This window comes from Streptomyces sp. NBC_00250, from assembly GCF_036192275.1.
Classification (GTDB): Bacteria; Actinomycetota; Actinomycetes; order Streptomycetales; family Streptomycetaceae; genus Streptomyces.
Genome location: NZ_CP108088.1, coordinates 1,981,618 through 2,005,163 on the forward strand (window position 1 = coordinate 1,981,618; position 23,546 = coordinate 2,005,163).

The following is a 23,546-nucleotide window of genomic DNA, read 5'->3' on the forward strand; positions in this document are numbered from 1 at the left end:
TGCTCACGGCGCGTCCGCTACTCGAAGCGCGCGGTGTCCCCCGCCCCGCGGCGCAGGACCTCGGGCTCGCCGCTGGAGAAGTCGACGACCGTGGTGGGTTCGGTGCCGCAGTCGCCGGAGTCGAGGACGGCGTCCACCAGGTGGTCGAGCCGTTCCTTGATCTCCCAGCCCACGGTCAGCGGCTCGGCCTCGTCGGGCAGCAGCAGGGTGCTGGAGAGCAGCGGTTCGCCGAGTTCGGCGAGCAGGGCCTGGGTGACGACGTGGTCGGGGATGCGGACGCCGACCGTCTTCTTCTTGGGGTGGAGCATCGCGCGCGGTACCTCCTTCGTCGCCGGGAGGATGAAGGTGTACGCGCCGGGGGTGGCGGCCTTGACCGCGCGGAAGACGTCGTTGTCGATGTGCACGAGCTGGCCCAGCTGGGCGAAGTTCTGGCACATGAGGGTGAAGTGATGCCGGTCGTCGAGGTCGCGGATCGCCCGGATGCGGCTGATGCCGTCCTTGCTTCCGAGTCGGCTGCCCAGCGCGTAGCAGGAATCGGTCGGGTACGCGACGAGCGCACCGTTCCGGATGCTGTCGGCCACCGTGCCGATGGTGCGCGGCTGGGGGTTGTCGGGGTGCACGTCGAAGTACTTCGCCATGGGGACAGTCTAATTTTCGCCGGCGGTGGCGCGCAGCCGACGCCAGACCGCCTTCGCCGCGTTGTGGCCGGACATGCCGTGTACGCCGGGGCCGGGAGGGGTGGCGGAGGAGCAGAGGAAGACCGCCGGGTGCGGTGTGGCGTAGGGGCGGAGCGAGAGGGTGGGGCGCAGCAGCAGCTGGAGGCCGCGGGCCGCGCCGCAGGCGATGTCGCCGCCGACGTAGTTGGCGTTGTGGGCGGCGAGTTCGGGCGGTCCGGCGGTGGCGCGGGCCAGGACGCGGTCGCGGAAGCCGGGGGCGAAGCGCTCGATCTGACGCTCGATCGCCTCGGTGAGGTCGCCGTTCCAGCCGTTGGGCACATGGCCGTACGCCCAGAAGACGTGCTTGCCCTCGGGGGCGCGGGAGGGGTCGACGAGGCTGGGCTGGGCGGTGATGAGGAAAGGCGTGTCGGGGGCGGTGCCGGAGGAGGCCTGGCGCAGCGCGGTGTCGATCTCCCGCGCGGTGGGGCCGACCTGGACGGTTCCGGCGCGTCGCGCTTCCTTGGCGGTCCACGGCACGGGGCCGTCCAGGGCGTAGTCGATCTTGAAGGCGCTCGCGCCGTACCGGTAGTGGTCGTAGTGGCCGCCGAAGCCGGCGATCCGGGCGAGGGCCGTCGGTGAGGTGTCGAAGACGTAGGCGCGGGCCGGCGGCAGGTCGTCGAGGCGCTTGACCTCGAAGTCGGTGTGGACGGCGCCGCCGAGGTCCTTGAGGTACGCGGTGAGGGCGTCGGAGATGGACTGCGAGCCGCCCCGGGGCAGGGGCCAGCCGCCGGCGTGGGCGGCGAGCGCGAAGACCAGGCCGACGGCGCCGGTGGCGAAGCCGCCGAGCGGGGCCATGACATGGCCGACGAGCCCGGCGAAGAGCGCGCGGGCCTTCTCGTCCTGGAAGCGGCGCATCAGCCAGGTGGACGGCGGCAGTCCGGTGAGGCCGAAGCGGGCGAGGGTGACCGGGTCGCGGGGCAGCGCGGTGAGCGGCAGCTGCATGAAGTCCCGGGCGAGGGTGTCCCACTTGCCGATGTAGGGGGCGACGAGTCTGCGGTACGCGCCCGCGTCGCGCGGCCCGAAGGAGGCTGCGGTCTCGGCGACGGAGCGGGCGAGGACGGCGGCGGTGCCGTCGTCCCAGGGGTGGGCCATGGGCAGTTCGGGGTGGAGCCACTCCAGTCCGTACCGCTTCAGCGGCATCGTCCTGAAGACCGGCGAACCGGCCCCGAGGGGATGCACGGCGGAGCAGGGGTCGTGGCGGAAGCCGGGGAGGGTCAGCTCCTGGGTCCTGGCCCCGCCGCCGACGGTCGACTTGGCCTCGAAGACGGCCACGGAGAAGCCGCGGCGGGCCAGTTCGACGGCGGCCGTCAGTCCGTTGGGCCCCGCCCCCACGACGACGGCATCGAGCATCGACGTCTTCTTCGACACCTTCGGACTCCTTCGTCAGCCGATGGCCAAGGCTCCCAGGATAGGCGGGGGGTTGTGCCGTCCTCACCGGCCCCCGAGGAGGGTCCGGATCCGCTCCGCGGTCCGGGCGTCCCGGGCCGCGGTGAACGGCAGCGCGTTCCCCCCGGTGATCCGGTACGGCTCCCCCGCGAGGGTCGTGTGCGTGCCGCCCGCCTCGGTGACGAGGAGCAGCCCGGCCGCGTGGTCCCAGGCGTACTCCCAGCCGAATGCGGTTCCGTCCAGCGCGCCGCGCGCCACGGCCAGGTACTCCAGGCCTGCGGAGCCGCACGGGCGGGGGGCGACGCCCTCGGTGACCAGGCCGAGCAGGGCGCGCTTCTGGTCCGGGGTGGTGTAGTCGGGGTGCGAGGTGGCGACCTCCAGGACCGCGCCCGGGGCGGGCGAACCGGCGTGCAGAGGCTGTCCGTTGAGTGTGGCGCCCCTGCCGCGTACGGCCACGGCGAACTCGTCCAGGGCGGGTGCGAAGGTCCAGGAGGCGAGCAACTCGCCGTGCTGGGCGAGCGCGACGAGGGTGCAGAAGGCGGGGTCGCCGTGGACGAACTGGCGGGTGCCGTCGACGGGGTCGACGATCCAGACGGGGGCGTCGCCGCGCAGGGCGTCGTAGACGGCGGGGTCGGCGTGGACCGCCTCCTCGCCGACGACCACGGATCCGGGGAGCAGGGCGGTCAGGGAGGCCGTGAGATGGGCCTCGGCGGCCCGGTCGGCGACGGTGACCAGGTCGTGCGGACCGTTCTTCTCGACGATGTCGTCGGCGGCGAGCTGCCGGAAGCGCGGCATGATCTCGGCGGCGGCCGCCTTGCGGACCGCCTCCTCCACCTCGGTCGTCCGGCCGCCGAGGACTTGGTCAAGGAACTCATCGCTCATGTGTCCAGCTAAGCACGGGGCGCTGACAAGCGGACCGGCGCATCTGTCACCCTCCGTTTCCCCTGGGAGTACCCTTTGGCCGAGTTCACCCCTTACACGCAGGGAGGGTTCCGTGCACGGCGCGTACCACGGTGAGTACAAGGTTCCCGGCGGGAAACTGGTGGTCGTCGACCTCGACGCCGAGGACGGGGTCCTGCGGAACGTCCGGGTGGCGGGCGACTTCTTCCTGGAGCCGGACGAGGCGATCCTGGCGATCGACCGCGCCCTGGAGGGCGCGCCGGTCGACACGGACGCCGCCGGTCTCGCGGCACGGATCGACGCGGCGCTGCCGGCGGGCACGCAGATGTTCGGGCTGACCACGGAGGGCATCGGGGTCGCGGTCCGCCGCGCCCTCGCCCACGCCACGGACTGGACCGACTACGACTGGCAGCTGATCCACGAGCCGCCGCAGTCCCCCGCCCTGCACATGGCGCTCGACGAGGTCATCACGGCCGAGGTGGCCGCCGGACTCCGCCCGCCGACCCTGCGGGTCTGGGAGTGGGGCGCCCCCGCGGTGGTCATCGGCAGCTTCCAGTCCCTGCGCAACGAGGTCGACCCGGAGGCCGCGGAGCGGCACGGCATCCAGGTGGTGCGCCGGATCAGCGGGGGCGGGGCCATGTTCATCGAGCCCGGCAACACGATCACGTACTCGCTCTCCGTGCCCGACGCCCTCGTGCAGGGCCTGTCCTTCACCGACAGCTACGCCTACCTCGACGACTGGGTGCTCGGCGCGCTCGGCGACATGGGCATCCGGGCCTGGTACCAGCCGCTCAACGACATCGCCACGGACGCGGGCAAGATCGCGGGCGCGGCGCAGAAGCGGATGGTGGCGGGCGAGGGCGCGGTCCTGCACCACGTGACGATGGCGTACGACATCGACGCGGACAAGATGACGGAGGTGCTGCGGATCGGCCGCGAGAAGCTCTCCGACAAGGGCACGAAGAGCGCGAAGAAGCGGGTGGATCCGCTGCGGCGCCAGACGGGCCTGCCGCGCGAGACGGTGATCGAGCGGATGATCGCCTCGTTCCGGGGCCGGTACGGACTGTCGGAGGGCCACGTCACGGAGGACGAGCTGACGCGGGCGAAGGAGCTGGCGGAGACGAAGTTCGGCACGCGGGAGTGGACGGCGCGGGTGCCGTAGCCGCGGCCCGGCCCCCGTGCCCCCTGCGTAGGGTGGCGGCATGCGTGTCGAGGGGCCGGTGAAGCCGGGACTGCGGATGGAGTGCGCCGACGGGCGACGGTTGGTGCTGATGCAGGGCGCCGTCCCCGTACTCTTCGCCCGGCAGCGGGCCACCCACCACGGCCTGCACTACGCGCGCACCGGCCGGTACGCCTCTCCGCTCGCCCCGCTCCGGGCCGAACGGGCGCGTGCGGTGGCGGAGTTCGCGGCTCCGGGCTCGGCCCGGTGGCCGGAGCGCTGGGCCGCGTACGCGGAGGCGGAGCTCCGAACGGCGGCCGACGGGCCGCTGCACGCGGGCGAATGGCTGCTGGCCCCGGACACCCACCGGTGGTTCGTGGCCGCCAACTGGCCCAAACTCCTGGCTCACGACCCCGACCGGGGCCATCTGACCTGGTTCGGGTACGGCGACCCCGTGGAGGACGCGCGCGATCTGCTGCCGCTGCGGGCACTGTCACACCCGGAGGCGCCGCGTGTGAAGGCGTACCGCCGTCAGTACCGGGAGGGCGTCCTGCCCCCGGTGTTCGCCTGGTGGATCAGCGGGCTCAACTCCCCCGTGGTCCTCGACGGTCACGACCGGCTGACGGCGGCGCTCGCGCAGGGCGGCCGGCCGGAGGTGCTGATCCTGTCGCGGGCCGTGGACGCCGCGTGGGTGGCGCTCTGCGCCGAGCGTCCGGTGCTCGAGTACGAGAAGCGCGTCGCCACGCTGGACGGCCCGCTCGGCCCGTCGCGGATCGCGAACGAGAGCCGGATGCTGGCCTCCCGGCTCAGAGCGATCGTCCACTCCCCCGACCTCACCCGCGCCTGGCCGTTCCCGGGCGGCGCCCCCGCCTGGGAGGCGGCCGCGGCCGCGCACGTCCCCGGCTGGGCCCCGGACGCCGACAGCTGATCACGCCCGTCCGTCACCGGTCCGGCCCCATGATCAGGTGACCGTATCCGTCGCGCGTCGTTGAGCCCACGCGGGCCGGGACGGACGTACGGAAGGCGTGCGGAAACGTCTCCGCACTCCTCGGCCCCGGGAACACGGCGCCGACGGTACGGAGATCAGGTGGGACGGGCGAGGAAGCTCATGGCGACGGTCGCGGGCGCGGTGATGGCGGTGTGCCCCCTCGGCATCGCGCCGCCCGCGCGGGCGGTCGTCGGCGGACACGAGGCACGGCCCCACCAGTACCCCTTCATGGCGGGACTGGTGGACGTGGTGGAGCGACGGGTGATGTGCGGCGGGGCGCTGATCGGCAACCGGTACGTGCTCACCGCCGCCCACTGTCTGACGGGCTCGTACAGCAGTCCCACGCGGGTGGGCGTGCTGCTCGGCGACCACGACCTGACGACCGGCGCCGACAGCCCGCACGCGGTCCTGGCGTCCCCCGCCCGCTTCGTCCCGCACCCGGAGTACGACCCGGAGACCCAGCGGAACGACATCGCGCTCGTCGAGCTCGCCGAACCGGTCGCCCTCAACCGCGACGTGCGCCCGATCGGCCTGCCCACCGCGTCCGACCGGGGCGCCTCCGACCACACGCAGGTCGAGGTGCCGGGCTGGGGCACCACCTCGTTCGGCGGCCGCACCTCCGACGTGCTGCGGACCGTGACCCTCGGCACGATGAGCAACCCGGTCTGCGCGAGCCGGGGCATGTCGCAGATCGCCCCCACTCAGATCTGCACGTACTCCCCCGGGCGCGACACCTGCCAGTACGACTCCGGCAGCCCCCTGGTCCGGATGGTCGGGGGGCGGCCGTACGTCGTCGGGCTGGTGTCCTACGGCAAGGAGTGCGCCACCGACACCCCCGCCGTGAACACCCGGGTCCGCTCCTACCTCAGCTGGATCGAGCGGACGACCGGCCGGCCGGCCCGCGCCTCATGAGGGCGGTGTAGAGGAGCAGCGAGGCCGCGAGGCCGACGGCCCAGCCGTAGTCGGCCAACGGCTTCAGGAAGGGGACGAGCCCGTCCTCGGGGAAGGGCCCGGTGCCCGGGGCGGAGTGGGAGCCGCCGACGGCGAGGACGCCGCCGACCGCGAAGGCGAGCACGGCCGCCGGGTTCCAGCCGCTCCGGTACCAGTAGGGTCCGTCGGCCCGGTAGAGCCCTTCGAGGTCGAGGACGGTCCGGCGGACGAGCCAGTAGTCGGCGATGAGGATGCCGGCGACCGTACCGAGGAGCCCGCCGACCAGGCCGAGCCAGGTGAAGATGTACAGCTCGGGGGTGGCGGTCAGCTTCCACGGCATGATGAGGACGCCGACGACGCCGGTGATCAGCGCGCCGGTACGGAAGTCGATGAGCTTCGGGGCGAGGTTGGCGAGGTCGTACGCCGGGGAGACCACGTTCGCCGCGATGTTCACCGACAGGGTGGCGACGAGGACGGTCACCAGTGCGAACAGCAGCCCGAAGACGTTGTCGGTCTTGGCGGCGAGCGCCACCGGGTCCCAGACGGGCGCCCCGTACACGGCCTGCGAGCCGGAGGTGACGAGCACCGAGAGCAGCGCGAACAGGGTCATGGTGGTGGGGAGGCCGAGGGTCTGGCCCCACACCTGGGCGCGCTGGCCGGCGCCGAAGCGGGTGAAGTCGGGGATGTTGAGGCTGAGTGTCGCCCAGAAGGCGATCATGCCCATGAGGGCGGGGAAGAAGACGGGCCAGAAGTCGGCGCCCCAGCCGAGCTTCGACGGCTGGTCGAGCAGCGGCCCGAGGCCGCCCGCCTTGGCGGCGACCCACCAGAGGAGGACGAGCGCGCCGACGATGACGAAGGGCGCGGCCCAGTTCTCGAAGCGGCGCAGGGCCTCCATCCCCCGGTAGATGATGGCGAGTTCGAGGGCCCAGAAGAGGACGAAGCAGAGCCAGAGCGTCCAGGGCTGGCCGCCGATCCTCGACGCGTCCGCCCAGCCGCCGCCGAAGACCTTGTCGAGCAGGACGAAGACGCCCTGGCCGCCGATCCAGGTCTGGATGCCGAACCAGGCGCAGGCGACCCCGGCCCGGATGAGGGCGGGCAGGTTCGCCCCGCGGAGCCCGAAGGAGGCGCGGGCGAGGACGGGGAAGGGGATGCCGTACTTGGGTCCGGCGTGTCCGGTGAGCAGCATCGGCAGCAGGACGACGACGTTGGCGAGGGCGATGGTGAGGACGGCCTGCTTCCAGTCCATGCCGAGGGCGACGAGACCGGAGGCGAGCATCCAGGAGGGGATGTTGTGGGCCATGCCGACCCAGAGCGCTGCGAAGTTGTAGGTGGTCCAGCGGCGTTGGGCGACGGGGACGGGGAGCAGGTCGTCGTTGACGAAGCGGGGATCGGCGGGCCGTGCGGTGCCGGGGGCGAGTTCGACGCGGTCGCCGCCGGCGGGCCCGGAGCGGCCGGTGGGGCCGGCGGGTTCGGTCGGGCTTCCCGGGGGGACGGTTGCGGTCATACGGAGGAACCCTTCGTTCGGCGGGGAGGACGGAACGAGGTGTCGCCCGAGGAGGGCGAGGGGGTGCCATGCCGGATCGGCTCCGTCGTGGTCTGTCAAGAACCACTTGCAGCCAAGGAGTCGGGGCCCGATTCTTCCACTCGCCGTGCGACGCGGGTAGACCCGCGCATCACGTCGGCGTACGCGAGGCGCCTACGACCGCCCCCCGTACGTGCAGATGGCCGTCCAGCGGGAAGGCGGGCGGCGCCGAGGGCAGAAGCCTGTCGAACGCGTAGCCGCACTTCTCCGCCACGCGGCAGGAAGCCTGGTTGTCGACCTGGTGGAGGAGTTCGAGGCGTTCGAGGCCGTCGGGTCCGAAGGTGTCGAACGCCCAGCCGGTCAGGGTTTCCAGGGCTCGGGGTGCCACGCCCCGCCCCCGGGCCGCGGCCGCCGTCCAGTAGCCGACCTCGGCGAACGGCTTGCCGGAAGCGACCTCCTTGAGCGCGACGCTGCCCACGAGGCGCTGCGGCTCCCCGTCGAGGGGCGTCTCGAAGACGGCGAATCCGAACCGGACGCCCGCAGCCCAGCCCTCCTCCTGGGCCCGCACCCACGCCAGTCCGTCGTCCTCGCTCTCCATCGGCGAAGCCGCCCGACGGCGCAGTTCGGGATCCCGGTGCGACTCGACCAACTCCGCGACGTCTTCCACGGACCAGGGGCGGAGAAGGAGAACGGGAGCGGTCGGGGTCGCGGCTGACGTGAGCAGGACGGTGGCGTTCATCGGTTGATCGTAGAGCCTGCCCGAACGCGGCAGCCGGCCCGACGGAACGGGGGCCGGTGTTCGCGTAAGCACCGACTTCGGCTGAAACCGCGTTTCTTCGAGGAACGATTTTCCGCCTCAAAATCGGGTGAAAAACGAACAAAGCACACGCCTCGGCAACTCTGCATGACTGAATTGGTTTATGTGCGGGCATAGAGTTCCGGCCACGATGGAGCCAAGGATTGTTTGAAACCCCTTTCCTGCGCTGTCCGGGCAATGTAGGTTTCTGCGAGTCACGGGGGCGGCTCCACGCGCCCTTTCCCGGCAGGCAAGACTCCAGGCATTCACCAGAACAGGGTGGGTGAGTGATTGCGCTGCCATTCGCAAGGAAATCAATCCACGGCTCAATGGGTTGAACTCCGAAAGGGCGGGCCATTTGCCCACACGGTTGCCGCTTCTTGGTTCGAGAGGCGAGATCCACGCCGGAGTATTTCTCTGCGCAGCTGCCGCACAGAGAGCCCGTTCACAAAAAGGAGCAAGAAGAGGATGAGGAAGAAGGTTGCCGCAGTCGTTTCCGGTGCGGCTTTTCTGGGATTCTTTGGTGCGACACCAGCCATGGCGGGAGGGGACATCGACAATCTGTGGGACCCTGCGGCCTGCGCGGCCCCCTCCGGCTCGGCCTTCAAGTTCCACCTTTATTACAACTCGGGCCAGAACGGCGCCTACCGGAACATCGGGTACAACGTCTACAACTTCGATGTCCTGTGGAACGGCAACAACGCACCCGGCGGCGGCACACCGCTTCGCTACTGCATCGTAGGCGCCAGCAACCCACTGCCCGGCTCCAATCAGACGGTAAAGAACAATGCCGCGTCCGGGACGAACGATCACTACAAGTACAAGGCCAGGGTTCATTTCAGGAGTGGGTACGGCGGCCCGACGGACATCATGAACCCTTATCAGCACATCGACCGGTTCAGGTACGTCTACAACGAGAATGCATCGTTCTCGTGGGCCTCGTGAGATAACGGAAGGGCGAGAATGATGCTCAGCAGCAAGATGACGAAAGCAACTGCTCCCATTGCCGCTGCGGCAGCGTTAGGGGCAGTGGCGATCGCCCTGACGATAGGACAGTCGGGCACGAAGGCCGACCATCAGGCTTCGGCGAGCCGAAGCGATGTGGCTGCACCGAAGGCGCCGAAGGCGCCTCAGGCACTCGTCGGTGACGAGAAGAATCCGGCCACGTGGCGCCTTCCCGTGGAAGACTTCATCAGCTCCAGATCCGATGCCCTGAAGATTTCCGGTGTGCGGGACGATCTCATCGACGCCTGTATGAGCAAGGCGGGGTACGAGAAGTGGCAACCCGCACCCGACCTGCCGGATCTCAGCGGCGATTCGATGGTCGACCGTAGGTACGGCGTCCACGATCCCGTGCTCACCGGGCAGCGTGGCTACCACCCGGCGCTCGACGTCCAGGAGGAATACGACGCGGCGATCGAGGTCGGCGCGGTCGACAAGTCCGGTTCCGACCCGGACGCGCTGCGTGCGTGTGCCGAGTCGACCGACGCCCAGGCGCCGGCGATCCAGTCGTCCTCACTGGTGGAACAGATCGACGCCACTTCGTACACCGAGTCCATGAAGGATCCCGCGGTAGTGACCGCCTTCGCCCGGTGGACCGCGTGCATGAAGGACAAGGGCTACAGCTACAAGTCCCCTCTCGAGCCGATGGACGACCCCAGGTTCAGCCATCCCACCACCGTCACGGAACTGGAAATCTCCACGGCCAAGGCCGATCTGAGCTGCCGTGAGCAGTTCGACGTGACGCGTACCTGGTTCGACGCCGAGACGAAGATCCAGCAGGCGCAGATCGGGAAGAACCTCCCTGCCCTGAACGCGATCAAGAGCGAGAACCGCTCCGTCGCGGCGAAGTCGGCCGCGCTGGCCGCAGCGAAGAACTGACCGGCCGAAACAGCCGCCTGGCGACAGTCGTGGCGCCGTCACCCGGCAACCGGCCGGCGCACGTCTCCACCGCAACCGAGCACCATCGGCGTCTGGCACCACCGCCCCGGCGCTTCTGATCCGCTGCACAGAAGCCGGGCCCCGGCACCGAAGGTGTGGGGTGTCGTCGTGCGCCCGCGACGACACCCCACCCCTGAACCTGCGCAAGGGCCTCGGTAGGGAGTGACGTCGGCGAGCGGACCGAGAGGTTGTCTCACGTGGTGAGCTTCGCGAGTCTCAGGTAGCAGGTCAGGGCTGCGGCAAGGCCGAGGAAGGCAAGGAAGTGGCTGCCCTTCGTTCGCACCGGACGGTACGGCGGCGGTAGCCGATGGGCCAGGAGAGCCACCGCTCGCTCCTCCCGCGGTGCCGACTGAGCAGCTCACCGGATTCGATACCGGGGCGGACGATCCGTGCGACTTTCGATCGATCCCCCTCGTCCTGCCGGAGTGCCATGGCCGAGACCATGGCACTCCGATTCCCGTGCCCGTACTCGCGGCTGAGCGGTCTCGGTCTCTCCGCCGTCCCAGGAGCGTGCAGAGAAGTGAACAGACAAGTCCACACACCCACACGACACTTACGCGGCCCAGCGGCCCTCGTGTTGAGCGCCGCGTTGGCGGGAGGACTCCTCCAAGCGGCCGGCCCCGCGACGGCCGCACCGGATCCGGGTGAGACGCCACGCGCCACGTCCCCGTCGACTCCCTCCGGCAAGGGTCCCGATCCCCGGACGGTCCCGTCCCCGGACAAGAACCTCGGTTCGACCTGGAAGACCTCCACGGACCGTGTCGTCACGACCGCCGCCGACGCCGGCGGTCTGCGCATCCTCGCCGCGAACGGTTCCGACGCCTTCGCCTGGAAGACCGTCGCCGTCCTCGCCGAACCGGGCATGCAGGCGGACACCTGGATCGGCAACGCGTGCGTCATGGACCGCTCGCACGCGGCGGTCGCCTACGCACCCCGCACCTTCACCAATCGCCCGGACCTGATGACGGGCGGCGCGTTCACCGCCATCGTCGACATCGACTCCGGCCAGGTGACCAAGCTCCCCTTCACCGCCTCCCTCGCGTACTTCGACCCGAGCTGCAACCCGGCGACAGGCACCGCGCTGTTCAGCGCCTTCCGAGACGACCGAAGCCGCCTCCTCACCGTGGACACCACCGGAGACGTCGTGTCCGACACGGACGTGACCGGTCAGGTGACCTCCGCGGTCCCCGTCGCGGACGGCGCAGTCGCCGCGCGCGGCCGCAAGCTGGTGCACGTGAACCGGAAGGGCAAGGTCGAGAGCCTCGCCACCGCGTCCGGAGTGCCCTCCGAGATCCGGGCGTCGGGGAAGAACGGGATCGCCTTCCTCGACCACCGGGACAGCACCGCGTACGCCAGGCTGTGGCGGGCCGACCGGGCTGCCGTCTCGACGCTCGCCACCGGAAAACTCGGCGACCTCGGCCTGAAGCAGGGCCACACCGGCAAGGTCTTCCTCACGGGCACCCCCACCGCGCCGTCGCGTACCGCGGGGACCGGAATCGTGCCCCTCGCCGTACCCGCCGACGTCGCCGTCTCCGGCGAGGGCCGCCTCGCCGTCGACCCCGTCCTCGCCCCCACCGTCCGCAGGGGCCTGAACCGGCTCAAGGGGGCGGGCCATGACTCCACCGCCGCTGAACCGCCCCGGGAGACCACTGGAGAAGCCCCCGCCCCTCCCGACGAGGAGCGGCCGGTGACGGTGACCGCCACCGCCACCGCCACCGGTGAGGAGTTCACTCAGTCGGTACGGGAGACGAGCAGCGCCCCGGGCAAGGACACGGCCTCCCCGGCCCTGCCCGATACGAGCGCCGCGGATCGGTCCGCCACCGGATCCGCCACGAGGGCGGCCGCTTCCCTCGCCAACGACCCCGTCGACACGGACCGATGGTGCTCCGTCCCGCGTAACGACGTGAACAGCCAGGCACTGCAGCCCACGCCGAACCAGGTCGAGTGGGCCGTCGACATGGCCGTGCGCGGCGAGCTGCGTTCTCAGTGGATCACCCAGGGCGGCTGGCGCTCCCAGATCGGTCTGCTCACGGTCGATCCGCAGGCCCTCTTCCCGAGGCCGGAGCTGAAGGGCGGCGGCAGCGGCCGTATCCCTGCCCAGGTCCTCCTCGGCGTCCTCGCCCAGGAGTCGAACCTGTGGCAGGCCGAATCGGGTGCGATCCCCGGGCAGATGGGCAACCCCCTGGCCGCCGTCGCCGGCTTCTACGGCCACAAGGGGAGCGACTCGGATTCCTACTGGAAGATCAACTGGGAGAATTCCGACTGCGGTTACGGCGTCGGTCAGGTGACCGACGGCATGCGCATGGCCGGACACGAGAAGACCGGCGAGACCGCGCTGTCGCCGCAGAAGCAGCGGGCCGTGGCCCTCGACTACACGGTGAACATCGCCGCCTCGATGTACATCCTGGCCGACAAGTGGAACCAGGTGCACACCGACGGCCAGAAGATCACCATCAACAACGACGACCCCGCCAAGCCGGAGAACTGGTTCGCCGCACTCTGGAACTACAACCTCGGCTTCAACCCTCCCACCACCCCGGGAGCCCCGTGGGGCCTCGGCTGGTACAACAACCCGGCCAACCCGATGTACCCGGCGAGCCGCGGCCCCTTCATGGAGAACAGTCCCACCGACGCTGCGAACCCCCAGAAGTGGCCGTACCAGGAGAAGGCTCTCGGCTGGGGCGCCTGGTCCATGGACACCGGCCGTTCCTACGCCACCAGCGGTCGGCAGGACTGGCCCGGTGAGGCCGGCTTCGCCTCTGCGGGCTTCCGCCCGGCCTGGTGGACCAGCGTCGGGGACCGCACGCGGATAAAGCCGCCGCTGAGCGCGTTCTGCAACACCGTGAACAGCTGCGACCCGAACAACCCGCCGCAGTGCGGCACCGAGCTCTGCTACATGCAGTACTGGTACCGCGGGTACAACGTGACCTGGAAGAACGACTGCGCCAGCACCTGCGGCAACGAGGACATCAAGTACCAGACTCTGCGCGCAGAACCTGGTCGGGGCACCCGCCTTCAGTACGGCACTCCCAGCTGCACCCCGCCCACCGGGTTCCCGTCGAACGCGCTCGTCGTGGAGTCGCTACCGGGCGGCGCACAGACCTGGAGCGACTGCGGCACCTCACAGTCCGCCGGCAGCTTCCAGTTCAGCTTCAACCCGGACGCCGACGGCGAGTACGAGGCCAAGGGCGACCTGCACCAGATCGGCGGCGGCTACGACGGTCACTTCTGGTACGCCCACACCCGTGACTCCGCCCGCCTCGGAGGGTTCAACGGACGGATGACGGTCACCGGCACCTGGACGCTGAATCAGAATCTCAACTGGGCCCGCGTCCTGGTCCACCAGCCCGACACGGGCGCCCGCACGCAGCAGGCCCAGTACGTGATCAAGGGAGTCGCCGGCGGAGACCGCAACCGCTACGTCAACACCCACTTCAGCAAGAACACCTGGGTCGACCTGGGCGTCTACAACTTCACCGGCACCCCGAAGGTCGAGCTGTCGAACACCACCGGTGACGGCACGGCGGACCACAACATCGCCTGGGACGCCGTGGCCTTCCAGCCACTTCCCGGCAAGCCCAAGCACATGGTCGTCGCCATGGGCGACTCGTACTCCTCCGGCGAGGGCGCGGGCGCCTACTCCCCCGAGTCCGACACCTCCCACGGCACCAGCCAGTGGAACGCCTGCCGCCGCAGCGCCAACTCCTGGGCACGCAAGGTCGTCCTGCCCTCTCAGAGCGCCACCATCGGCACGCTCTCCGACGGTTTCAGCTCCGCTGTCGCATTCCAGAACGTGACCTGCTCCGGGGCGATGACCAAGAACGTGGCCTCCGTACCGTCCGGCAACACTCCTCAAGCCCATGGTGAGGGCCAGTTCCGGGAAGTACGCCAGACCGAGTCGGGTGTCCTGGACTCGAACACCACGCTGGTGATGCTCACTCTTGGCGGCAACGACGAGGGGGGCTTCGCCAACGCCATGCAGGAGTGCGGAAGCCTGAGCAACTGCAGCAACGACTCGACCTTCCTGCCCCGCAACAAGGCCATCGTGGACCGGATGATCCCCGATCTGAAGAGCGTCCTGGAGACCATCGCGACGAAGGCCCCCAACGCGTCGATCGTGCTCATGGGATACCCGGAGCTGCTCAGCCGCACGGTCAAGTGCTCGGGATCGTGGTACTACGACCTGACGGAGGTGGCCGCCCTCGCCGACCTCGTGAACTATGCCGATGCGGAGCAGCGGAAGGTGGCGGATGGTCTCCGCACCGGCCAGCAGAAGCTCAAGATCCAGTACGCCAACCCCGTCGACGCGTTCGTGGGACACGGCGGCTGCGATGAACCGGAGTGGATCAACAAGATCGTCATAGGTCCGAACGGTGACGGCGACTTCCATGCCGGAGACCCTGCCTCCCAGGCTTGCACATGGGAGTGGCTCGGCGGGGACTGCCTCAGCCGTGAGTCCTTCCACCCGAAGAGTTCGGGTACGACGGGCTACGCTCAGGTGATGGTGAGCCGCCTGAACGAGATCGGATACACAGGTATCTGAGATGACGCAAGAACCGGGCCCGCGTACCTGGTCGGCCCCTCTGACGAGCAGGCTGAACGGGTGCGCGGGCATGGTCCTCGGTGCGGCCGTACTGGCCTTCGTGGCAGTCGCGCTGCTGGTCGCCCATGCCGTGCCGGCGTTCTTCGACCGACCCGATCCGGTCCCGGAGGAGGCGGTCGGCAAGCAAGTGGGACTGACCCGGTACCGCCTCGGCCAAGCGCTGGAGGACGGCACACTGACCGACCTGGAGATCGGCCGAGCAGCGGGCGGAGATTGGCGTGCGGAGCGGGACCGCACACCGCCGCGCATCGTGGTGAAGTATCCGGTGCCGGGTGAAGAAAAGTCCTACCAGTGCCATGCGTTCACGTTTCCGGACGGGCTGAAGGCAGGAGCGCCTGTCACGAGCCAGAAGCTGAACGGCTGTCCATCTGAGTGGTAGGGGTCCGGTGGCCCGGCACGACGTCGTGCCGGGCCGGCGGAGGTTCGGCGGCCGGTCAGGCGGAGGTTCGGCGGCCGGTCAGGCGGAGGTTCGGCGGCCGGTCAGGCGTTGATCGCGGGGATGATGTCGGAGCCGTAGGCGTCGATGGTGCCCTCGCGGTTGTCGTGCATGTCGTAGACGGCGAACTGGTCGACGCCGAGGTCCTTGAGATGGCGGAGCTTGGCGATGTGGGCCTCGGGGGGCCCGAGGAGGCAGAAGCGGTCGACGATCTCGTCGGGGACGAAGACGGTGTCGGGGTTGTCGGCACGGCCGTGGTGGGAGTAGTCGTAGCCCTGCCGGTCCTTGATGTAGGCCGTCAGCTCCTCCGGGACCATCGAGGAGTGCTCGCCGTACTTGGACACCAGGTCGGCGACGTGGTTGCCGACCATGCCGCCGAACCAGCGGCACTGGTCCCGGGCGTGGGCCAGGGCCTCCGGGGAGTCGTCCGCCGTGACGTAGGCGGGGGCGGCGACGCAGATCGTGAGGGCCTCGGGGTCGCGGCCGGCCTCCCGGGCCGCCTCCCGGACGGCCTTGACCATCCATTCGGTGAGGAAGGGGTCGGCGAGCTGGAGGATGAAGCCGTCGGCCTTCTGTCCGGCGAGGGCGAGCGCCCTGGGGCCGTAGGCCGCCATCCAGACGGGAAGCCTTCCGTTCGTGATCCACGGGATGCGGATCGCGTTGCCGTCGACCTCGGCCTCCCGGCCCTCCGCCAGGTCTCGGATGACGTCGATGGCCTCCCCGAGCCGGGCGAGGGTGTTGGGCTTGCGGCCGGCGACGCGCATCGCGGAGTCGCCTCGGCCGATGCCGCAGACGGTGCGGTTGCCGTACATGTCGTTGAGGGTGGCGAAGGTGGAGGCCGTGACCTCCCACGTACGCGTCCCGGGGTTGGTGACCATGGGGCCGACGTGGAGTTTCGTGGTGTTGGCAAGGATCTGGCTGTAGATGACGAAGGGTTCCTGCCAGAGCACGGCGGAGTCGAAGGTCCAGCCGTAGCGGAAGCCGTTGCGCTCCGCCCGGCGCATCAGGCCGACGACCTGCGAGGCGGGCGGGTCGGTCTGCAGGACAAGTCCGAAGTCCACGCGGGACCTCCTGGTTCGTTCGGTGCGGTTCGGTCCTGGGGTGGCTCAGCCCAGGTACTGGCAGGTGGACCTGGGGGTGAAGGTGCCGTGGCCGGCGTGACCGACGTACTTGCGCTGGTCGACGACGAGTTCGCCGCGCGAGAGGACGGTCTCGACCTGGCCGGTGACCGTCTTCCCCTCGTACGCCGAGTAGTCGACGTTCATGTGGTGGGTGTCCACGGACAGCGTCTGGACGGCGTGCGGGTCGTAGATGACGATGTCGGCGTCGGCGCCGGGGGCGATCGTGCCCTTCTGCGGATAGAGGCCGAACATCCGGGCCGGTGACGCGCAGGCGATCTCGATCCACCGGCGCCGTGAGATGTGCCCGTCGACGACCGCCTGGTGGAGGAGGTCCATGCGGTTCTCCACCCCGGGAAGACCGTTGGGGATCTTCGAGAAGTCTCCGATTCCGAGGTCCTTCTGGCCCGTGAAGCAGAACGGGCAGTGGTCGGTGGACACCACTTGGAGGTCGTTGGTCCGCAGCCCGCGCCAGAGCGCCGCCTGGTGCTCCTTCGGCCTGAGCGGGGTGCTGCACACGTACTTCGCGCCCTCGAAGCCCGGCTCCGCGAGGTTGTCGGTGGAGAGGAAGAGGTACTGGGGGCAGGTCTCGCCGAAGACGGGCAGCCCCTTGTCGCGGGCGGTCGCGATCTCGGCGACCGCCTCCTCGGCCGAGACGTGGACGACGTACAGCGGCGCCCCCGCCACCCGCGCGAGCTGGATCGCCCGGTGGGTGGCCTCCGCCTCCAGGAGCGCCTTGCGGACCTCCCCGTGGTAGCGGGGGTCGGTCTCGCCGCGGGCGAGGGCCTGCTCGACGAGGACGTCGATCGCGATGCCGTTCTCGGCGTGCATCATGATCAGCCCGCCGTTGTCGGCGGAGCGCTGCATGGCCCGCAGGATCTTGCCGTCGTCGCTGTAGAAGACGCCGGGGTAGGCCATGAAGAGCTTGAAGGAGGTGATGCCCTCCTGGACGAGCCGGTCCATCTCCTTGAGCGTGTGCTCGTTGACGTCGGAGAGGATCATGTGGAAGGCGTAGTCGATCGCACAGTTTCCGTCGGCCTTGGCGTACCAGGCGTCGAGCCCCTCGCGCAGGCTGTGGCCGACGCTCTGGACGGCGAAGTCGACGATGGTGGTGGTGCCGCCCCAGGCCGCGGCGCGGGTGCCGGTCTCGAAGGTGTCGGAGGCGAAGGTGCCGCCGAAGGGCAGCTCCATGTGGGTGTGGGCGTCGACGCCGCCGGGCAGCACGTAGCGGTCGGTGGCGTCGATCGTCCGTTCGGCGGTCCAGCCGGCCGCCACGTCCGAGCCGTGGGCCGCGAGGGCGACCACGCGGCCGTCCTCGATCAGCACATCGGCGTGGAGTTCGTCGGCGGCGGTGACGACGAGGCCGCCCCGGATGACGGTACGGGTGCTCACGGGACTCTCCCTGCTCGATACGGCGATACGGCGATACGGCGATACGGCGATACGGAGATACGGCGATACGGCGATACGGCGGGATGGTGCTGAGGAGTGACTACAGCTGTCGAAGGGCCTCTTCGAGCATTGCCGCGCCCTCCTCCGCCTCGGCGACGGTGAGCGAGAGCGGTGGGGCGATGCGCAGGGTGCTGGTGTTGTGGCCGCCGCCCTTGCCGATCAGCAGGCCGTTCTCGCGGGCGGCCTCCAGGACGGCGGCTGCCGCGTCCGGGTCGGCGCGGTCGGAGCCCGGTTCGGTGAGCTCGATGCCGATCATGAGACCGCGGCCGCGGACCTCCCGTACCGCCTCGACTCCGGCGCAGGCGGCCCTGACCCGCTCGATGAGCAGACCGCCGACCCGGCGCGCGTTGCCCTGGAGGTCGTGCTCCAGGAGGTACGAGAGGTTGGCGAGCCCGGCCGCCATGGTGACGGGCGAACCACCGAAGGTGGAGATGGAGTTGGCGTCGATGCTGTTCATGATGTCGGCGCGGGCGACGACCCCGCCGACGGACATGCCGTTGCCGATGCCCTTGGCGAAGGTGAGGATGTCGGGCGGCCCGGCCTGATCGTGCGCCTGCCAGCCCCAGAAGTGCTCGCCGGTACGACCCCAGCCGGTCTGCACCTCGTCGGAGATCCACAGGATGCCGTGCCGGTCGAGGACCCTGCGGAAGGCGGCGTACAGACCGTCGGGCGGGGCGGTGAAGCCGCCGACGCCCTGGATGGGTTCGGCGATGAGCGCGGCGACGTCCCGGGTGTGGCCGAGGAGGTCCTCCAGGTCCGCGACGCAGGCCTCGATGAACCGCTCGTCGGTGTACTGGGCGTACGGGCCTCGGGTGCGGACGCCGCCGTGCACGTACAGGGTCTGCAGCGGCGAGAGGCTGGTGGGCGACCAGGCGCGGTTGCCGGTGATGCCGACGGTGGAGAAGGAACGGCCGTGGTAGCTGTTCCGCATGGCCAGGATCTGGTTCGAACGCCGGTGGGCGGTGGCGAGGAGGAGCGCCGTGTCGTTGGCCTCGGTGCCGGAAGTGGTGAAGAAGACACGGGCGTCGGGGATGCCGGAGAGTCCGGCGATCCGCTCGGCGAGCTCCACCATCGGGCGGTTGAGGTAGAGCGTCGAGGAGTGGATGATCCGCCCGGCCTGCTCGGCGACCGCCTTGGTGACCTCGGGCAGGGCGTGGGCGGTCATGGTGGTGAGGATGCCGCCGAAGAAGTCGAGGTACCGGCGTCCGTCGGCGTCCCAGACATGGCGCCCCTCGCCGTGGGTGATCTCGATGGGGTCCTTGTAGTAGAGGGCGACCCAGTCGGGGATGACGGCCTTGTGCCGGTCGAAGAGGCTGCTCACGGCTGCACCAGCCCGTCGTACGCGTCGGGGCGCCGGTCCCGGTAGAACGCCCATTGCTGGCGCACTTCCTCGATCAGCCCGAAGTCGAGGTCGCGGACGAGGAGTTCCTCGGTCTTGTCGGAGGCGACGTCGCCGACGAACCGGCCGCGCGGGTCGACGAAGTAGCTCGTGCCGTAGAAGTCGTTGTCGCCGTACTCCTCGATGCCGACGCGGTTGATGGCGGCGACGAAGTACTCGTTGGCGACGGCCGCGGCGGGCTGCTCCAGCTGCCAGAGGTAGGAGGAGAGGCCGCGGTGGGTGGCCGAGGGGTTGTAGACCAACTGTGCGCCGTTGAGGCCGAGTTGGCGCCACCCTTCGGGGAAGTGCCGGTCGTAGCAGATGTAGACCCCGACCCTTCCGACGGCCGTGTCGAAGACCGGCCAGCCCGCGTTCCCCGGGCGGAAGTAGTACTTCTCCCAGAATCCCTTGACCTGGGGGATGTGGTGCTTGCGGTACTTGCCGAGGTAGCTGCCGTCGGCGTCGATCACGGCGGCGGTGTTGTAGTAGAAGCCCTCGCTCTCGACCTCGAAGACGGGCACCACGATCACCATGCCGGTCTCCCGGGCGAGCTCCCGCATCCTGCTGACGGTGGGGCCGTCGGGGACGGGCTCGGCCCAGCGGTAGTGCTCGGGCTCCTGGACCTGGCAGAAGTAGGGGGCGTTGAACACCTCCTGGAAGCCGATCACCTTGGCACCCTGGCGGGCGGCCTCCCGGGCGTACTCCTCGTGTTTGGCGATCATGGATTCGGTGTCGCCGGTCCAGGTCGCCTGGACGAGCGCGGCGCGTACGACGTCGGTCATGATCTGCTCCTTCGGCACGGCGTCAGAGAGCCTCTACGCACGTAGATGCGGTGCGTAGGAGGAGAACGTAAGCCCCGTCACACCCCGGAGCAAGACCGCCGCCGGTAAGCGGCCGGGTCGATCATGTTTCATACCCGAGTGGTCCACGTCGGACACGTACCGACACGTACGGGCATGACTGACACGTGCGTGCCGAGCCCCTTCGCGGGGCGGGCGTCTCCCGCCGGGTCCCCGCCCGTCCGCCGCCCGTCCCCCGCACCCACCCCGCCGCCCGGCGCGTCCGCGGCGCCCGTCCGTGATGCCCGAGCCCGGGCCCGTCAGGCGCCGGCGAGGCCAGCCACGCGCAGGGCGTGGAGCAGGTCGCGCTCGCGGGCCACGGACACCGATCGGGCCGCTTCCAGGAGTTGAGGAGCGAGCCCGCGCGGATCCTCGGTCGCGAGGCGGGCCGCGTCCTCGGGGGCGCGTACCCGCACGAAGGCGGTGAGCAGCGCGTGGGCCTCGCGGTGGTGGCCCTCGGCCCGCAGGGCGGCGCACGCCCCGGCCAGTTCCTCGACGGGGCGCGCCACGCCCTGCCGGAGCAGCTGCTCGCAGTCGGCGGCCCGGCCGGCGTCGGCGAGCGCCCCGGCGACGGCGGCGAGCCTTTCGGGCGGCAGCGAGGCCGCCTCCCAGAGCAGGATGGACCAGTCGGCGCCGAGCCCGGCCCGGTGCAGCTCCCCGGCGAGGGCGGGCAACCGGGCGGGAGGTCCGCCGAGCGCCTCGCAGAGCAGGGCGTGGGCCTCGCCGCTACGGCCCTGGGCACGGAGCCGCTGAAGCGCGTAGACCGCGTTGGCGGCGGCGCGGGCGGCCTCGTCGGCGGCGGCCTGCGGGACGGCCGGGGCAGTACCGCCCGCGCCTTCCGGCGCGGCGGCCCCACCGAACCGAGCCCCTCGGGGCGCCCTGCCCCCGGCCGGTGGTACGGGTACGGGCAGGGGCGCGGACTCGGGCCCCTGGTCCTCGGCGCCGTCCTCCAGCCAGGCGTATCGGGCGCCACGGGGGCGACGCTTGGCCTTGCCGGCCTCCTGGACCGCGGCCGGAGCCGCCGCTCCACGTCGCCCTCCCGGCGGAGTCAGGTCCCTCGGGGCGCGCCCCGAGGCTTCCGTGACACCGCTCGGAGCCGCCTCCGCCCGTCCTGGCGGCGCCAGGCCCGTACCCGGCTCCCCCAGCCGTGCCGACCGGGCCGTCAGGTCGACGACCCGTGCCACCGCCCTCGTGTGGTCGTCGCGAGTCCAGGCGAGGTCGTGTTCCAGCCGGGCCGTTTCCTCGGGGCCGGGGGCCGGGGTCGCGCGGAGCCGGTCGAGCAGGTCGCGGACCCGGCTCTCGGCGTACCGGCGTTCGCGTTCCATCAGCTCCCGGCGCTCGGTGAGCGCGGCCGCTCCGCCGGGGCGGCGGTCGTGGGCGCCGGTGGCCGCCGCGTACAGCGTCCTGCCGCGGAGGGCGAGCGGCCCGTCGGCGGCCTCGCCGGCGTCCTGGAGCAGGGATTCGACGACGTCCCAGGGCAGGATCTCCGTCCCGTCGAAGCAGGCCCGCAGCCCCTCGGGGTCACGCTCGGCGAAGACTCCGTACCAGCCGCCGTCGGGCCGGATGCGGCTCGCGAGCTCCGTCAGCCAGCGCCTGAACGTGGCGACTTCCACCGGGAGTTGATACACGGTCATGCGTTACGCACCTGCCCCGCAGTCGACTGGAACCTTCCGGTCCGCGGGTATTGGACCGCAGTCGTGTTACGGGACGACTACGGACCGTTTTCCTGCGCGTGCCCTGCCGCCCAATTCACCCGAAACGCACGACGATCCCGGTGTGCGGGCGCTTCCCGAGCCGGACGATCATGGCGGGCACGTCGGTCAGCCAGTACTGCCAGGTGTACTTGCGCGAGAGCAGCCCCCGGATCCGGCGCAGCTCCTCCCCCGTCACCAGCCGGCCCTCGCCGGTGAAGCGTCCGGCGCCCTCGGCGATGTTGCCGCGCAGGTCGCAGACGGCGACCTCGACCCTCGGGTCGTTCCGCAGCCGCTTGACCTTCCAGGAGTCGGTGCGGGTCCAGGCGTACAGCTCGTCGCCGTCCACCGCGTACCAGACGGGTGTCGCGACCCCCGTCCCGTTCTTGCGGTAGGTGGTCAGGCTGACGTAGCGGCCGCGCCGCAGCTCTTCGGGCATCATGCCCGGGAGCCTATGCCGGGGTCGGGCCGGAGGTGCGGGCCAGGGCCTCCCGGGCGACGAAGAGGTCGTCCCTACCGCCCGGCCTCGGGGTCAGCCGCTCCGCGCGTACGCGGTCCTGGCCTCGGTGATCTCCGGGACGTGGGCGCGCGCCCAGGCGCAGGCGGTGTCGAGGGGATCGATCAGGGAGCGGCCGAGGGCGGTCAGGGCGTACTCGACGCGGGGCGGGTTCTCGTCGTACACGGTGCGGGTGAGGAAGCCGTCGCGCTCCATGGTGCGCAGGGTCTCGGTGAGCACCTTGGGGGTGATCCAGTGGAGCGGGACCCTCAGCTCGGAGAAGCGGCGCGGCTCACCGTCCTGCAGGCAGCGGAGGACCATGGCGGTCCACTTGCCGCCGACGCGGATGGGTTGTGCCCGGTCGGAGCAGTCCGGGTCGTGGAAGAGGTCGGCGGGCAACGGCTGCTTCATGTCCTCGAAGCTAGCCCAGTACCGTTGAAGTAACCAGGCACTCCGGTTCTACGGTCCCGCCATGAGCAACGACACGAGCAACGACAACGGCACCGTCGACGGCAAGGGCAAGGGCAAGGGCAGGAACATCATCGTCTTCGGGGCGGGTGGACGGGTCGGCCGGGCGGCGCTCACTGAGGCGGTGGCCCGTGGCCACCGGGTGACCGCGGTGGTGCGCGATCCGTCGAAGTACCGGGATCTGGAGGGTGGTTCGGTCACGCTGGTACGGGGCGATGTCACCGACCCGGCATCGGTCGCCGCCCTGGCGGCAGGCCACGACGCGGCCGTGAACGCGTCGGTCCGTCTCGACGTCCCGTCGGAGAAGTACTTCACCACGGCGGCCAAGGCGCTCATCGCGGGCCTCGAAGAGGCGGGCGTGCGGCGGCTGTTGACCCTGGGGATCGCCACGACGCTGGAGACGGAACCGGGGGTGCGGATCATGGACGCACCGGAATTCCCGGAGCAGTGGCGCGTGTTCTCGCAGGGGCACGTGGCCGAGTTCGCGTTGCTGTCGGCCGAGGCGGGGCCGGAGCTCGACTGGCTGATGGTCGTGCCGCCGCAGGATCTGAACGCGGAGGCCGAGGTCACCGGTGGCTACCGGACGGCCGTCGGCACGGTGATCGACGGACCCGGCCGGATCGCCCACGGGGACCTGGCACGGGCGCTCCTCGACGAGATCGAGCACCCGCGCCACAGCCGCGTACAGCTGGCCGTCTCGGTCTAGGGACGGGCCCCGGGTCGGGTC

At 70.5% G+C, this 23,546-nt stretch carries 20 protein-coding genes and 1 pseudogene; 8 read left to right on the plus strand and 13 right to left on the minus strand.

What is annotated here, in order from left to right:
* Window positions 1-17 precede the first annotated feature (17 nt).
* From OG259_RS08885 to OG259_RS08895, 3 genes are all read right to left on the minus strand, one after another.
* Window positions 18-638 carry an L-threonylcarbamoyladenylate synthase gene (locus OG259_RS08885; RefSeq protein ID WP_266898503.1) on the minus strand — a complete coding sequence of 207 codons (621 nt, stop codon included), beginning with the start codon at window positions 636-638 and terminating at the stop codon, window positions 18-20.
* A gap of 9 nt (window positions 639-647) precedes the next feature.
* The gene (locus OG259_RS08890; protein WP_328947031.1) at window positions 648-2,066 is read right to left on the minus strand and encodes a phytoene desaturase family protein; all 1,419 of its coding nucleotides are present in this window, start codon (window positions 2,064-2,066) and stop codon (window positions 648-650) included.
* Between the two features lie 81 nt (window positions 2,067-2,147).
* On the minus strand, window positions 2,148-2,984 hold the full coding sequence (locus OG259_RS08895; protein ID WP_328941758.1) for an inositol monophosphatase family protein: 837 nt from the start codon (window positions 2,982-2,984) through the stop codon (window positions 2,148-2,150).
* Window positions 2,985-3,096: 112 nt separating this feature from the next.
* Between OG259_RS08895 and OG259_RS08900 the strand changes: the two genes are divergently transcribed.
* The 3 genes from OG259_RS08900 to OG259_RS08910 all read left to right on the plus strand — a co-directional run bounded on the left by OG259_RS08900 (window position 3,097) and on the right by OG259_RS08910 (window position 6,061).
* A complete protein-coding gene (locus OG259_RS08900; RefSeq protein ID WP_328941759.1) occupies window positions 3,097-4,164 on the plus strand; it encodes a lipoate--protein ligase family protein in 1,068 nt (355 codons plus the stop codon).
* Window positions 4,165-4,204: 40 nt separating this feature from the next.
* Entirely contained in the window at window positions 4,205-5,089 is an 885-nt protein-coding gene (locus tag OG259_RS08905) for a hypothetical protein (protein ID WP_328941760.1), read from the plus strand.
* 180 nt (window positions 5,090-5,269) lie between these two features.
* Complete coding sequence (locus OG259_RS08910; protein ID WP_328941761.1) at window positions 5,270-6,061, plus strand: serine protease; 792 nt, start codon at window positions 5,270-5,272, stop codon at window positions 6,059-6,061.
* On the opposite strand, the gene OG259_RS08915 is transcribed toward OG259_RS08910, so the two are convergent.
* Together OG259_RS08915 and OG259_RS08920 are read right to left on the minus strand one after the other, a co-directional pair.
* Window positions 6,015-7,583: an NCS1 family nucleobase:cation symporter-1 gene (locus OG259_RS08915; protein WP_328941762.1), complete on the minus strand. Its 1,569-nt coding sequence runs from the start codon at window positions 7,581-7,583 to the stop codon at window positions 6,015-6,017. The genes OG259_RS08910 and OG259_RS08915 overlap by 47 nt on opposite strands.
* Window positions 7,584-7,752: 169 nt before the next feature.
* The gene (locus OG259_RS08920; protein ID WP_328941763.1) at window positions 7,753-8,340 is read right to left on the minus strand and encodes a GNAT family N-acetyltransferase; all 588 of its coding nucleotides are present in this window, start codon (window positions 8,338-8,340) and stop codon (window positions 7,753-7,755) included.
* 525 nt (window positions 8,341-8,865) lie between these two features.
* Here OG259_RS08920 and OG259_RS08925 point away from each other — a divergent pair.
* On the plus strand, window positions 8,866-9,342 hold the full coding sequence (locus OG259_RS08925) for a hypothetical protein (RefSeq protein WP_328941764.1): 477 nt from the start codon (window positions 8,866-8,868) through the stop codon (window positions 9,340-9,342).
* An 84-nt stretch (window positions 9,343-9,426) separates the two neighbouring features.
* Window positions 9,427-10,278 (plus strand): hypothetical protein, encoded by an 852-nt coding sequence (locus tag OG259_RS08930; protein WP_328941765.1) that lies wholly within the window; start codon window positions 9,427-9,429, stop codon window positions 10,276-10,278.
* A 253-nt stretch (window positions 10,279-10,531) separates the two neighbouring features.
* On the opposite strand, the pseudogene OG259_RS08935 reads toward OG259_RS08930, so the two are convergent.
* A pseudogene (locus OG259_RS08935) lies at window positions 10,532-10,728 on the minus strand (IS5/IS1182 family transposase); the annotation flags it as partial.
* Window positions 10,729-10,927: 199 nt separating this feature from the next.
* Between OG259_RS08935 and OG259_RS08940 the strand changes: the two are divergent.
* Complete coding sequence (locus tag OG259_RS08940; protein ID WP_328941766.1) at window positions 10,928-14,881, plus strand: hypothetical protein; 3,954 nt, start codon at window positions 10,928-10,930, stop codon at window positions 14,879-14,881.
* A gap of 70 nt (window positions 14,882-14,951) precedes the next feature.
* Window positions 14,952-15,320: a hypothetical protein gene (locus OG259_RS08945; RefSeq protein WP_328941767.1), complete on the plus strand. Its 369-nt coding sequence runs from the start codon at window positions 14,952-14,954 to the stop codon at window positions 15,318-15,320.
* Window positions 15,321-15,421: 101 nt separating this feature from the next.
* Here the strand turns inward: OG259_RS08945 and OG259_RS08950 are convergent, their stop codons facing one another.
* The 7 genes from OG259_RS08950 to OG259_RS08980 form a co-directional block, all read right to left on the minus strand.
* Window positions 15,422-16,438, minus strand: a complete 1,017-nt coding sequence (locus tag OG259_RS08950) for a TIGR03842 family LLM class F420-dependent oxidoreductase (RefSeq protein ID WP_328941768.1) — start codon at window positions 16,436-16,438, stop codon at window positions 15,422-15,424.
* Window positions 16,439-16,483: 45 nt separating this feature from the next.
* Window positions 16,484-17,887: a dihydropyrimidinase gene (hydA, locus tag OG259_RS08955; protein ID WP_266898485.1), complete on the minus strand. Its 1,404-nt coding sequence runs from the start codon at window positions 17,885-17,887 to the stop codon at window positions 16,484-16,486.
* A 100-nt stretch (window positions 17,888-17,987) separates the two neighbouring features.
* A complete protein-coding gene (locus tag OG259_RS08960; RefSeq protein ID WP_328941769.1) occupies window positions 17,988-19,268 on the minus strand; it encodes an aspartate aminotransferase family protein in 1,281 nt (426 codons plus the stop codon).
* Window positions 19,265-20,107, minus strand: coding sequence for a nitrilase-related carbon-nitrogen hydrolase (locus tag OG259_RS08965; protein WP_266898481.1), 843 nt, complete (start codon window positions 20,105-20,107; stop codon window positions 19,265-19,267). The genes OG259_RS08960 and OG259_RS08965 overlap by 4 nt, the downstream gene beginning before the upstream one ends.
* A gap of 317 nt (window positions 20,108-20,424) precedes the next feature.
* Entirely contained in the window at window positions 20,425-21,798 is a 1,374-nt protein-coding gene (locus OG259_RS08970; RefSeq protein WP_328941770.1) for a UL36 very large tegument protein, read from the minus strand.
* Window positions 21,799-21,913: 115 nt separating this feature from the next.
* Window positions 21,914-22,297 carry a PPOX class F420-dependent oxidoreductase gene (locus OG259_RS08975; protein WP_328941771.1) on the minus strand — a complete coding sequence of 128 codons (384 nt, stop codon included), beginning with the start codon at window positions 22,295-22,297 and terminating at the stop codon, window positions 21,914-21,916.
* Window positions 22,298-22,387: 90 nt separating this feature from the next.
* The gene (locus OG259_RS08980) at window positions 22,388-22,762 is read right to left on the minus strand and encodes a winged helix-turn-helix transcriptional regulator (RefSeq protein WP_328941772.1); all 375 of its coding nucleotides are present in this window, start codon (window positions 22,760-22,762) and stop codon (window positions 22,388-22,390) included.
* A gap of 61 nt (window positions 22,763-22,823) precedes the next feature.
* Between OG259_RS08980 and OG259_RS08985 the strand changes: the two genes are divergently transcribed.
* On the plus strand, window positions 22,824-23,525 hold the full coding sequence (locus tag OG259_RS08985) for an NAD(P)-dependent oxidoreductase (RefSeq protein WP_328941773.1): 702 nt from the start codon (window positions 22,824-22,826) through the stop codon (window positions 23,523-23,525).
* Window positions 23,526-23,546 lie beyond the last annotated feature (21 nt).